General features: G+C 44.0%; 12 protein-coding genes. 4 read left to right on the top strand and 8 right to left on the bottom strand.

What is annotated here, in order from left to right; translation table 11 throughout:
- From FDP09_RS06660 to FDP09_RS06625, 8 genes are all read right to left on the bottom strand, one after another.
- The gene (locus FDP09_RS06660) at positions 1-708 is read right to left on the bottom strand and encodes a lycopene cyclase domain-containing protein (protein ID WP_137401913.1); all 708 of its coding nucleotides are present in this window, start codon (positions 706-708) and stop codon (positions 1-3) included.
- A gap of 8 nt (positions 709-716) precedes the next feature.
- Positions 717-1559, bottom strand: a complete 843-nt coding sequence (locus FDP09_RS06655) for a phytoene/squalene synthase family protein (RefSeq protein WP_137401912.1) — start codon at positions 1557-1559, stop codon at positions 717-719.
- A gap of 3 nt (positions 1560-1562) precedes the next feature.
- Positions 1563-3059, bottom strand: a complete 1497-nt coding sequence (locus tag FDP09_RS06650; RefSeq protein ID WP_137401911.1) for a phytoene desaturase family protein — start codon at positions 3057-3059, stop codon at positions 1563-1565.
- Entirely contained in the window at positions 3059-3568 is a 510-nt protein-coding gene (locus FDP09_RS06645; protein ID WP_137401910.1) for an RNA polymerase sigma factor, read from the bottom strand. The genes FDP09_RS06650 and FDP09_RS06645 overlap by 1 nt, the downstream gene beginning before the upstream one ends.
- A 253-nt stretch (positions 3569-3821) precedes the next feature.
- Complete coding sequence (locus FDP09_RS06640) at positions 3822-4067, bottom strand: hypothetical protein (protein ID WP_137401909.1); 246 nt, start codon at positions 4065-4067, stop codon at positions 3822-3824.
- A gap of 620 nt (positions 4068-4687) precedes the next feature.
- Positions 4688-5419 (bottom strand): ZIP family metal transporter, encoded by a 732-nt coding sequence (locus tag FDP09_RS06635; RefSeq protein WP_137401908.1) that lies wholly within the window; start codon positions 5417-5419, stop codon positions 4688-4690.
- A 5-nt stretch (positions 5420-5424) separates the two neighbouring features.
- Complete coding sequence (locus FDP09_RS06630; RefSeq protein WP_137401907.1) at positions 5425-6486, bottom strand: FAD:protein FMN transferase; 1062 nt, start codon at positions 6484-6486, stop codon at positions 5425-5427.
- Positions 6487-6660: 174 nt separating this feature from the next.
- Complete coding sequence (locus FDP09_RS06625) at positions 6661-7800, bottom strand: acyl-CoA dehydrogenase family protein (protein WP_137404957.1); 1140 nt, start codon at positions 7798-7800, stop codon at positions 6661-6663.
- A 231-nt stretch (positions 7801-8031) separates the two neighbouring features.
- Here FDP09_RS06625 and galE point away from each other — a divergent pair, with 231 nt between their 5' ends.
- The 4 genes from galE to purH all read left to right on the top strand — a co-directional run bounded on the left by galE (position 8032) and on the right by purH (position 12573).
- Complete coding sequence (galE, locus tag FDP09_RS06620) at positions 8032-9045, top strand: UDP-glucose 4-epimerase GalE (protein WP_137401906.1); 1014 nt, start codon at positions 8032-8034, stop codon at positions 9043-9045.
- A gap of 202 nt (positions 9046-9247) precedes the next feature.
- Entirely contained in the window at positions 9248-10123 is an 876-nt protein-coding gene (locus tag FDP09_RS06615) for a geranylgeranylglycerol-phosphate geranylgeranyltransferase (protein ID WP_137401905.1), read from the top strand.
- A gap of 294 nt (positions 10124-10417) precedes the next feature.
- Positions 10418-10975, top strand: coding sequence for a phosphoribosylglycinamide formyltransferase (purN, locus tag FDP09_RS06610; RefSeq protein WP_137401904.1), 558 nt, complete (start codon positions 10418-10420; stop codon positions 10973-10975).
- A 71-nt stretch (positions 10976-11046) separates the two neighbouring features.
- A complete protein-coding gene (gene purH, locus FDP09_RS06605) occupies positions 11047-12573 on the top strand; it encodes a bifunctional phosphoribosylaminoimidazolecarboxamide formyltransferase/IMP cyclohydrolase (RefSeq protein ID WP_137401903.1) in 1527 nt (508 codons plus the stop codon).
- Positions 12574-12993 lie beyond the last annotated feature (420 nt).

Here is a 12993-nt window from a genome sequence, read left to right as displayed (position 1 = left end):
CTAACCAATTGAAACAGCTATTGTTTTCCGCTGACGGAAAAATTCATAAAGAGACACATTCATGAGCATTAAACCCATCGAATAAACAAAGTCCTCAATGGGAATAGTGAAAATACGAATCGACAGGTTCTCCATATTCTCATAATACACTACCGGCTCTGGGGTAAACCCTCCAGTTAATGCACCATTCACACATAAAAAAGGGATGAGGTGAATCAAATAGAACACATAAAATCGTCCCAAAAATCTGGAACGAAACATCGTAAAGTGGAAAGCCAAGAGTAAAGCCACAAAAGAGAAGTTGACAGAAGTGTACCATTTGTCCCAATTGAACCCAGCGAGTACCGTAAAGAGCCCGATCAGCCCAAAAGTAATGGGCTTGACATAGGGTGACAAGGGATCATGAGGCATATAATAAAGCAAGACCTCATAAATAAATATGCAGGAAAAAGGCACCGTCACAAAAAACAAATATTCTTCCAACGGCAAATTTCCTAAATGGATTCCTGTCAGGTAACGGTCGTTAAACCCCCATACCCCCAACTCTGTAAACCAATGGTCCCAGATCAAAAAAAGTGTGGCCGTGATGACCATGGCTGGAAAGAAGTATGCCCATTTTTTATAATAGGAAACCTTACGCTCAAATGACCAGAGCAGAGGAAAAAGAATTGTGCCAATATTTAAAATCAAATACAAATAACGCTCCATCTTCAATATTATTCAAATCCCAGTTTTGACCCGAAATACATCCCTATCAGCAGTGAAAGTTTTTTGATATTGGGAATCCGCACCCTTTTGGCAGTAATCGTCTGAGGTTTTAGTCGTTTGATCTTTGAGAATAAACTGAGGTAATACAGATAGGCAATTTTGACTCCCATCTTCGCGCCAGCGGGCAGCTGCTTTATGCCAACGTAAGCTTCATCAAAGTCCTTCTGAATATCGCGCTCTACTGCCTGCTTGGCCTTTTCGTCAAAAGTCAAATAATCCACCCCAGGAAAATACACCCTTCCCCTTTCTTCATAATCACTTTTAATATCCCGGAGGAAATTCACTTTTTGGAATGCTGCCCCCAGTTTACACGCAGGTACCTTGAGCTTTTCATAGGTTGCCTCATTTCCTTCACAAAATACCTTTAGGCACATCAGTCCCACCACTTCAGCAGACCCGTAAATGTACTCTTTGTACTTATTGTCATTATAGGTGCTAAAATCCAAATCCATGGCCATGCTATCCAAAAATGCATCGATCATGTCCAATGTGATACCATACTGATGCACCACCATTTGGAAGGCATGAAGTACTGGATTAAGGGAAAAAGCCATGTTTATGGCTTCATAAGTGTCTTGTCGGAATTTGTGAAGCAGCAATTCCTTGTCCTGATGGTGAAAGGTATCCACGATCTCATCAGCAAAACGAACAAAGCCGTAAATACTATATATTGGTTTGTGAAATTTGACATCCATCGTCCTGATTCCCAAACTAAAAGAAGTACTGTACCGCTGGGTAATCAGCTTACTGCATTCCATCGTGGTCTGATGATATAGTTTTAGTGCGTTCATAGTTTAGTGTTCGAGTGAGGTGGGTAGATACTCCTTGGCGACTTCATCGGCCACCACCTGCCCCGAAATCAAGGAAGGAGGTACGCCGGGACCAGGAACGGTAAGCTGTCCTGTATAAAAAAGGTTACTGACCTTTTTGTTTCTTATTTTTGGTTTGAGCATTGCTGTCTGGCCCAAGGTATTGGCCAACCCATAGGCATTCCCTTTAAAAGCATTATAATCACTGATAAAATCCCTGTGGGCATAAGATCGCTTGTAGCAAACCTTCTCATGGATTGCCTGCCCGGTATGCTTCTCAAGTCTCTTCATGACCAAGTCATAATAGGCTTCACGCTTTTCTTCTGTATCTTCCAGATCAGGCGCCAAAGGGATCAGGATAAAGAGGTTTTCCTTACCTTCCGGTGCCACGGAAAGATCGGTTTTGGAAGGGCAACAAACGTAGAATAGTGGCTTATCCGGCCAACCTGGCTGATCATAAATAGCCGCCGCGTGAGGAGCCAACGGCTCGTCAAAAAACAAGTTATGATGCTCCAAACGGTCTATTTTATCGTCCACTCCCAAGTAAAAAATCAAGCTTGATGGAGCAAGGGTCCGTTTATCCCAGTAATTTTTTGAGTAATTGCTCGATCCTGGTGGCAAAAGCTTGGTCTCCACATGGTGGTAGTCTGCACCTGCGACCACCACATCCGCATAAAACTTCCGGTCATCCTTCAATGCCACCGACGTGGCCACACCATTCTTGGTATTGATATGGGAAACATCAGCATGGTATTCAAAGCGAACACCCATTTCCTCTGCAAGGCTGACCATTGCTTTGATGATTTCATGCATCCCTCCCTTAGGATACCAAGTACCCAACACCAAATCTGCATAATTCATCATACTGTACAGTGCAGGGATTTTTTCGGCAGTCTGTCCCAAAAATAACACCGGAAACTCCATGATCCGCACCAGCTTCTCATTTTTAAAAAAACTTCGAACGTGCTTGTGCATGGATTGGAAGAGATCCAGCCTGATAAGGTCATTGAAGATTCCGGGCTGGGCAAATTCCCAAACGCTCTGACAAGGCTTATAAACCCAATCCTGAATACCCACTTTATATTTTCTGGCGGCTTGGTCCAAAAATTCCCGTAAACGTTTTCCCGCTCCCGGTTCCAAGGACTCAAAGAGTGCCTGAAGCTCCTCAAAATTGGCCGGCATAAGCAACGCATCGTTTTCACCGAAAATAACTTTATATGAAGGATCCAAGCGTACTAAATCATAATAGTCTCTGGGGTGTTTTCCAAAACGGGCAAAATACTTTTCAAAAATATCTGGCATCCAATACCAACTGGGGCCCATGTCAAAAGTAAATCCATCCGAAGTGAATTTTCGCGCCCTTCCACCAGCACTGCCATTCTTTTCCAACACAGTGACACGAAAGCCCTGCTGAGCCAAAGTGGTAGCTGCTGCTATACCGGCAAAACCAGCTCCAATGACGATTGCCTCTTCTTTTCCCATTAATTTGTCTTGTAAACTTTTAGGTTATCCTTTAAGATTTTTCGGGCCAGGTGAATCCTGTTTTTAACGGTGCCTATCGGCAAATTAAGGTCGTCTGCAATCTCTTGATATTTAAACCCTTTGAAATACATCATGAAGGGGGTTCTGTAATCAGCATTAAGGTGGTTTATACAGAAATTAATATCATCCATCGCAAATTTGCTTTGCGCCCGGTTTTCGATAGAGATGTCCCCAGAGTTAATATAGTGAAGATTATCGGTAGTATCTATAAAAGTAGCCCGCCGTATCATACGCTGATAGCGCGTAAAAAACGTGTTTTTCATAATGGTGTATAGCCATGCTCGAAGATTGGTACCATCCGAAAACTTGTCCCGGTTCGTATATGCTTTTAGCATGGTTTCCTGCAGCAAATCATTGGCATCATCAGCGTCTTTGGTAAGCCTAAGCGCGAATGGTTTTAATGACTTAGAATGCTCATTTATCGAGTAACTGAATTCTAAAGTTGTCATATTTTACCGTTTTGTTTAATCAAATTTAATTTTAATTAAACAAAAATCAAATGTTTGTCTAACTTATTTTATTTATTGTTAAACAAAGTAAATGCACCCAGGACTATCCAGAACGGCACAGTTGTACCGACAGCTGGCCTCCTGAACCACGTAAATTTGAGTTTTTACCCATCACTACCTCAAAAATTGAACTATTGAACCTGCACCCCAAAGCCTTACCTTGGGCGCAGAACGTTGGATGTTTTGGTGGATTTTACCTTTTTATTTTGATGAAAAAAGAAAGAAAAAAATCTAGGCCGGTGGTCTGCCCTTTAAAATGGGACATGGATTTCCCCTGCGACGTGGATCCGTCACCCATTTTAATTTCCACCCGATGGCTACGGCCTAAAAGCGAATGGGTCTCGCTGTTCCACGACGCGAGCCAGCTCACTTTCTTAACGGCCTGCACCACCGGATGAAAAACAGGAATACCAAGGGCCGTCAAAAGGAAGCGATACATTTTGTGGACTCAATAGGGCCATAATTCTGGCTCAACCTTTTAGTTAAGAAATATGCCATTACATGGAATAATAATATTAATTTATCCAAATGAAACTTATTAATTGGATCCGCCTTGCAGGTATTGGGCGTTAAGAAATTAAAAAGCAGGCGGGCAATAAGACAGGCTTGTTTGACGAAATACTGACCAAAAAGAATGTTGGCAGCTAAAAAGAAGGAGTTTGCCTGCATGGGGGGGGAGGCTTTAACCCGCTTTATGCATTAGGAATCGTTATGAGAGCTGAAACTACAAGAAAATCAGGCTGTTTGGAGATTGAATCATAGCATCGCTATGGTGAAATCGAAAACAGCAGCGAAGCGATTGATTTTGAAGTAGTTTCAGGTCGCAATAGATAGGCTAATGCATAATGTGGGTTTAATTTTAGCCCAATAGCTACACACCTGTGCGCCGTGGCGTAGCGGCGGGGTTTTGGGGTTACTTATTTGACCTGAAGGAAAAAAGTAACGAAGGTAAAGGATTAAAACCACCTAGGAATTTAGCTAGAAAAATAACTGCCCAAGGAAAAAAGATAGAACCCGTATTTTCCAGATACACACTAACGAAACGGCCTTAATTTCCGGTTATATCAAATACTCTGAGGCAATGGCAAGAAAAGCCGCAAATAAACTCACTAATAGTCGTGTCAGGTGAAACTTATGATGAGGGCTGCTCTCAAAAAATATCGTAGTGGAAATATGCAAGAAGCCGCCTGCGACCAAACCAAATAATACGTCCATGGCCCCTGCTGCCAAGACCTGCTGGGAGAATACAATATCAGATACAAGTACTCCCATAGGCGAGGCCATTGCAAAAACAACCAAAAGCACCAACACCGAACTCCGCTTCATGCTACCAAGAAGCACCGCTACCAAAGCAAATGCCGCCGGAGCCTTGTGCATTACGATCCCAAAAAGCAATGTTTCCGTTCCATGGTGATGACCATGCAGCGAAGGCTGTTGGCTAAGCAAAGTCCCTTCCAAAAAAGCATGCAGTGACAACCCAATCATGACCATCCAAACGGTATTTTTTCCATGATTATGGTGATGGATATGACCATGCTCTATCCCCGAGGACAGGAATTCCAACACCTGCTGCAGCAAAAAACCTATCAACACATAAAGCCCCATATAATAAGCCGAGTCCGGATTGGCAAATAGCTCAGGAAGAATATGCAGCACTGTAATCGAAAAAAGATACGATCCTGCAAAGACCAAAATCATTTTGAAATTCTTCTCTTTCCAACTGGGCATGGCCACGGCCAAAAGCCCTGACAACAACGCCGATAAAAAAAGTACCAGGATATTTGTGACCATGCTTGCTATTTTTCCCCTTTGATATATGAAACAAAAGGCTTGAGTTTTTCACTGATGTATGTTTGCATTCCCAAGCTATCACTGTAGATCAAAAAGACTTCTATATCATCTTGGGACTGCTGAAGGTCAATGGCCTTTTCCGTGCCCATCACCATCATAGCGGTGGCAAAGGCGTCGGCCGTCATACAGTCTTCTGCTACCACCGTCGCACTGAGCAGACTGTGGTTGACGGGCTGGCCGGTTTTAGGGTCGATGGTATGGGAATACCTGACGCTATCTTTATAGTAGAAATTACGATAGTTTCCCGAAGTGGCCATTCCTTTATTATCCAGTCCTATGATGCTGAAAATTTCATTGGAGCTGACATCTTCGCTAGGCTGATTTACCCCTACTTTCCAGAGCTCTCCATTTTCGTTGGTACCACGCGCGACCAATTCGCCGCCGATCTCCACCAACATATCATCTATCCCTTCATCCAGAAGGTATCCAGCGACCACATCCACCCCGAAACCTTTAGCAATGGCACTAAAATCAAGGTAGGCATCAGACTGGGTCTTCCATACTTTTTCGGTATCAAACTGGATATTTTCAAATCCTATCAACCGCAGTAATTCAAAAATATTCACACTATCTTTTAAATGAGCTCCCTCCGGCCCAAACCCCCAAGCATTCACCAACGGCCCAACGGTCGGGTCAAATGCTCCGTCCGTTCGCTGAAAAATATCCTTGCTGGTCTTCAGCACGGTAGGAAGATATACTGATTCGAAGGCCAATGTATCGTCATCATTGAACCGACTCAGTTCAGAATCGGAAATATAAGTGGACAGAGACTGGTTAAAGACCTCCAATAAGGAGTCCACGGCTGGCTTAAAATCCCTGCCCTGCTTATCCAAGTAAACGATCCGATAGCTCGTCCCCATGGTTTTTCCAGTAATGGTTTGCTTACCATCCTTTTCAGGCTCCGGCACTTGAGGGGTTTGCTGGTTTTGTCTATACAGGTAAACAAGAAAAACCACCAAAAGCAAAATGATGGAGTAGATGATGTTTTTTCGGGCAGTCTTTTGCATGAAGAGGTGAAATATTTTCCGCAAAGTTACGCTATATTTTAATATGGAAAAATAGCAGTTCTTTAGGACAACCAAAGCCTTATCCAAAATCCCCTTATCCGGTGTTTTTTATATCGTAAACGGCCTCCCTCATCTAGCCAAAGCCCGCCTTGATATAAGGAAAAACCACTTGGATCACTTTAACAGCTCTCTCGCAATCACTATTTTCTGGATTTCTGAAGTCCCTTCACCAATGGTGCAGAGCTTTACGTCCCTGTAGTATTTTTCCACTGGATAATCCTTGGTAAATCCATACCCCCCAAAAATCTGAACGGCCTCATTGGCCAGCTCGACGGCTATTTCTGAAGCATAGTACTTGGCTTTGGCACTGGCCAGGGTCACGTATTCACCTCTGTTTTTTAAATCTGCCGCCTTAAATGTCAGCAATTTGGCCGCCTCTAGCTTGGTGGCCATATCCGCCAGCTTAAAAGAAACCCCTTGGTAAGCGCTGATCGGTTTGCCAAACTGCTGACGCTCTTTGGAATAGCGCAGTGCGGCCTCTAATGCCCCTTCCGCAATCCCCAGAGAAAGTGCCGCAATCGATATCCTCCCCCCATCCAGCACCTTCATGGATTGGACAAAGCCTTCCCCCACTTCTCCCAATACCTGTGACTTATGCACCCTGCAGTCTTCGAATATCAATTCCGCCGTTTCGGAAGTTCGCATACCCAGCTTATCTTCCTTTCGGCCACCACGGAATCCCGCCGTCCCTTTTTCAATAATAAAAGCCGTCATGCCGTGCTTGTCCCCCACTTCCCCTGTCCGGGCAATGACCACAGCCACATCCCCTGATACGCCATGCGTAATGAAGTTTTTGGCACCATTGAGAATGAAATAATCACCGTCCTGTTTAGCAGTCGTTTTCATATTGGCAGCATCCGAGCCCGTGTTCGGTTCTGTCAGCCCCCAAGCACCCAAAAACTCACACGAGGCCAGTTTTGGCAGGTATTGTTGTTTTTGATCATCCGAACCAAAAAGCATAATATGCCCAGAACAGAGGGAATTGTGTGCAGCCATGGAAAGTCCTACTCCAGGATCCAGCTTGGCGAGTTCCGTGATGGCAGTCACATACTCCATATAGCCAAAACCACTCCCGCCATATGCGGTCGGGATCAGCACTCCCATAAGCCCCAGTTCCCCAAGTTGCTTAAAAAGTGGTAGCGGAAAAGTCTGGTTGTCGTCCCACTCCTTTCGGAAGGGAGCAATTTCTTTTGCACCAAAATCCCTGATCATCTGCGCAATCATGGATTGGTTTTCTGTCAATTGAAAATTCATCATAATAATGTTGTTATTATTTGGGTTGTAATACTTTAGGCAGGGAGAAGAAAAAAGTTACTTTTTCGCTATTTGACCCCAGTCGCCCTATGTAAGATATTAACTTCCAACTAAAAAAATTAGTTTTCAGCCATTAAAAACCAAGAATAATTTCATGCACGACGGGTTTAAATTATATTTGTCCCTACATCATTTGTCAACCTGTAAACCCTAGTAAAACAACTTCATTTCATGAAACAGATTTTAATCACAGGCGGAGCAGGCTACATCGGTTCTCATACTGCTGTGGCGCTCGTCAATGCCGGCTATGCGCCAATCATCGTTGACAATTTTTCCAATTCCAACAAAAATGTCTTAAATGGACTAGAAAAAATTCTCGGCTCTCCTGTAAAATGCCATGAGGGTGATTGCAATGATCGTGGATTTATGCAATCTGTCTTCAAAGAAAACGACATTCAGGGGGTCATCCACTTTGCTGCCTCCAAGGCAGTAGGTGAAAGCACCAAAATCCCGCTCACCTACTACAGCAATAACATCAACTCCCTCATTATACTCTTGGAGACCATGAAAGAACATGGCGTCAAGGACATTGTCTTCTCCTCTTCCTGCACGGTTTACGGCCAGCCGGACAAACTTCCCGTTAAGGAGTCCACGCCGAGGAAAGATGCCGAAAGCCCCTATGGCAATACCAAGAAAATCTGTGAAGACATCCTGGCGGACCATATCAAAAGTGGCGCCTCCGCAAGAGTAGTGGCCTTACGCTACTTTAACCCCATCGGCGCACACCCTTCCTCACTCATTGGCGAACTTCCGCTGGGCGTACCGGCAAACCTGATTCCTTTTGTGACGCAAACCGGGGCAGGCATCCGTGAAAAAATCACCGTCTTCGGTGACGACTACGACACCCATGACGGTACCTGCGTAAGGGATTATATCCATGTCATGGACCTCGCAGATGCCCATGTAAAATCCATTCAGTACCTCGCTACTAAACAGGACAACTTCTTTGACCTCTTTAATGTGGGCACAGGAAATGGCAATACCGTCATGGAGGTAATCAAGGCCTTTGAAAAAGTCAGTGGAAAACCGCTCAATTTTGAAATCGGCCCGAGAAGATCCGGTGATATCGAAAAAGTATGGGCCAATACCGACAAAGTCACCCATGTATTGGGCTGGAAGCCTCAGTACGGACTAGAAGATGCCCTGCGCGATGCTTGGAACTGGCAAGTAAGTTTACAAAAGTAACCAATTTGTCCACCAACCTAACATACAAGACAGTACAGGACGGTAATTCAAAGTAATTTCCCTAAATTCGGAACATAATTATAATTTTAATTAGGGGTTTATTAATCAAAAACCATTCGTTCAATAGCGAATGGTTTTTTCTTTTTTCATGAAAAGCCACTTGATCTGGAACATATACAAGTCTTTCGCGTATTTTTGAGGTATGACTCACTCTTCATCAGCTGAAAAAGCTTTTTCCTTTGTTGCTTTTTTAAGAATCATCAGAATGGACAACCTGCTGATGATGGCTTTTGCTCAGCTGATGACGGCCTATTTTCTGGTAGAAAAAACCTTATCCGGCACTCCAGCACTTATGGATCCCAAAATCTACCTGGTGATCACGTCCACCATTCTGATCGCTGCTTCTGGCTACTTGATAAATGACTATTATGATGTAAAGATCGATTATATAAACAAGCCGAATGAAGTCGTCATCGGTAAGGGACTGCGCCGCAGAATGGTGATGTTTCTCCACACTTTTCTAAATCTTGTAGGCATTGGACTGGCATGCTTGGTCAGCCTAAAAGTGGGAGCAATACATTTTATAGCTGCCTTTTTACTCTGGATATATTCCAACTCCCTAAAGCGCCTCCCTTTTGTGGGCAACCTGGCCGTGGCGCTATTAACGGCACTAGCCATATGGATCGTAGGATTTTATTACCAAAAATCAGAGCTTTTAGTGCTCACGTATGCTATTTTTGCATTTTTCATCAACCTTATCCGTGAAATCATCAAGGACATCGAAGACAGGGAAGGAGACAGAAAACATGGCTGCAAGACCCTGCCGGTGGTTTTGGGCTTTCGAGCCACCAAAAACATCATCTTTCTTATTGCAGCCGTATTTGTCGTGTCCATTTTGGTGGTAGCCTTCAAAATAGACCAAACGTTGCTGTACCTTTACTTTGGACTTATCGGTATATTGTTCATGTATTTTATGTACCTGATCTATCATGCAGACCGCAAAACACACTTCTCCAGGCTGAGCAAACTATCCAAGATACTGATGCTGACCGGCGTGATGAGCATGGCTTTTTTATAAAAACGTAAAATCTGGCGCAGCTCTTGATTTATATTATGCCATAGGCCTCACCAAAACCATCGCAATGCCACTTCAGCTACCTAGTCAGTAGGTTTTGCACTTTTGGGATGGACAGGCTATATTGAATACCAGACTCGGAGTACCTGTTAATTACCTTGTCCCGTTCTATTTACCCTATTGGATAAACTGAACCAGTGGTTTGAAATAGATTGGTCAATATTTATTTTCGGGTTAACCATAATTTATGATTATTTTTGCCCCACTTAACGTAACGCACATAAACCTGTTTTTCAATTGAAAAAAATCGCCATACTCGCATCGGGAAACGGCAGCAATGCTGAAGAAATCATCAAGCACTTTGAAGGCTCCACCAAAGGGAAAGTCGCTGTCATCGCATCCAACAAAAAAGACGCCTATGTGCTGGAAAGAGCTAAAAACCATGATATTTCCTTTATTTCCTTCACTAGAAAAGAAATGGATGATGGGTTTCTGGAAAAGACCTTCGCAGAGCTGGAAATTGACTTGGTAGTCTTGGCGGGCTTTCTGCTCAAGGTTCCTGACGGCCTCATCCAACAATATCCTGAAAGGGTGATCAATATCCACCCTGCCTTGCTCCCCAAATTTGGGGGCAAGGGAATGTATGGTATGAGGGTTCATGAATCCGTAAAGGCTAAAGGCGAAAAAGAAACAGGCATTACCATCCATTATGTAAATGAAAAATACGATGACGGCCGGGTCATCTTTCAGGAAAGTGTAAAAGTGGAGGAAACCGACACCCCTGAGGATATCGCCAATAAAGTACATGCCCTCGAGCACAAATATTTCCCAAAAGTCATCGAAAGCCTGCTTTAATCGACTGATTTTCCTAACTTTGCAGTTTAAATCAAAATCAAGCAAACCTATTTCATTCAATACTTCAAAAAATGGCTGTTAAGAAAATAGAATCTGCCCTTATCTCGGTCTTTTATAAAGACAATCTTGAACCGATCATCGCCCAGCTAAAAGAGCAAGGCGTAAAGATCTACTCCACTGGAGGCACACAAAAGTTCATCGAAGGACAAGGCGCAGAAGTAACTGCTGTAGAAGACCTTACAGGATATCCATCTATCTTTGGAGGTCGGGTAAAGACCCTTCACCCAAAAGTATTCGGAGGTATCCTTCACAGGAGAGAAGATGACGGTGACCTCTCCCAAGCGCAAGAATTTGCAATCCCCGCCATTGACCTGGTGATCGTGGACCTGTATCCCTTCGAGGAAACAGTAGCTTCTGGCGCTTCAGAGCAGGACATAATCGAAAAGATTGACATTGGAGGCATTTCCCTGATCAGGGCAGCAGCCAAAAACTTCAAGGATGTCACCATCATCGCCTCACGCGACCAATATGGTGAGCTGGAAGAGCGATTGAAAAACAACCAAGGTGGCACTACCCTGGAAGACAGAAAATATTTTGCTGCCAAAGCTTTTCAAGTATCTTCGCACTACGACACCCATATCTTCAATTACTTCAACCAAACGGAAGAAATCCCCGCACTGAAAGTAAGCGAAAACACCTCTAAAGCTTTACGCTACGGCGAAAATCCACACCAAAAAGCCCACTTCTACGGGAAATTGGAGGATCTTTTTGATCAGCTGAACGGCAAAGAGCTCTCTTATAACAATCTCGTGGACGTGGATGCCGCAGTGGCCTTGATCGCTGAATTTGACGGTGAAACGGCCTTTGCCATCCTAAAGCACAACAATGCCTGTGGCGTGGCAAAAGGAAACTCGGTAAAAGAAGCGTATCTAAAAGCTTTTGAAGCGGACACCCTATCCGCATTTGGTGGCGTGCTGATCACCAACCAGACGGTGGACAAAGCGGCTGCAGAAGAGATGCACAGCCTGTTCTTTGAAGTGCTGATCGCTCCTGCATTTGACGAAGATGCCCTGGAAGTATTGAAAGGCAAGAAAAACAGGATCCTCTTGGTACAGAAAACCAAAGTGGGCGGTACCAAGCAGATCAAAACCCTGCTCAACGGTATCATCGAACAGGACAAAGACCTCGCAACTGAAACCAAAGAGGACTTCAAAGTGGCTACCAAAGTGGCACCTACCGAAGAACAAAAAGATGCATTGGTATTCGCAGCCAAAGTGTGTAAGCATACCAAATCCAACACTATCGTTCTGAGCAACAAGGATCAGTTGTTTTCAAGCGGTGTGGGCCAGACTTCACGTGTAGATGCGCTGAAGCAAGCCATCGAAAAAGCCAAGTCATTTGGCTTCGAACTGAAAGGTTCTGTGATGGCATCAGATGCCTTCTTCCCATTCCCTGACTGCGTGGAGATCGCCTCTAAAGAAGGAGTCGCTGCCGTAGTACAACCTGGAGGGTCTATCAAGGACCAAGACAGCATCGACTTCTGTGACAAAGCCGGCATGAGCATGGTAATGACAGGAGTAAGACACTTCAAACACTAAAATATCCCGCAATAATAATTTCCCTATCCCCAGCAGTTTTGTTGGGGATTTTTTTTGCCTGATAGCTCCTCGGGATTTGCAATCCCGAGGACAGATAAAGAGGATTTGCAATCCTCCCATAGCCGGATTACAAATCCGGCGCATTCGGGTTAGGGATTACAAATCCCGAACAGCAGCACCCCGAACAGTGGCATTAAACAAAAAATGGACTGCTTTTTGCTTGTCCAGACCAAAACTTGGTCCGGCAATCAAGCATCATCCGAAAAACCCTCATGTACCTCTTTAATTTGAGTTTTGAAATTTGGGCTATTTGTATCTCTGTGCAAGTGACTTAAAAAAAGTCACAGGTCACTATTATAAATCCAAATTAAGGTAATAATTTTGTCGTCCCTCGTTTTATTTAAGCATTGTTAATGCTAA

The organism is Echinicola rosea (assembly GCF_005281475.1).
Lineage (GTDB): Bacteria > Bacteroidota > Bacteroidia > Cytophagales > Cyclobacteriaceae > Echinicola > Echinicola rosea.
This window is presented reverse-complemented; position numbering and strand designations above follow the sequence as displayed.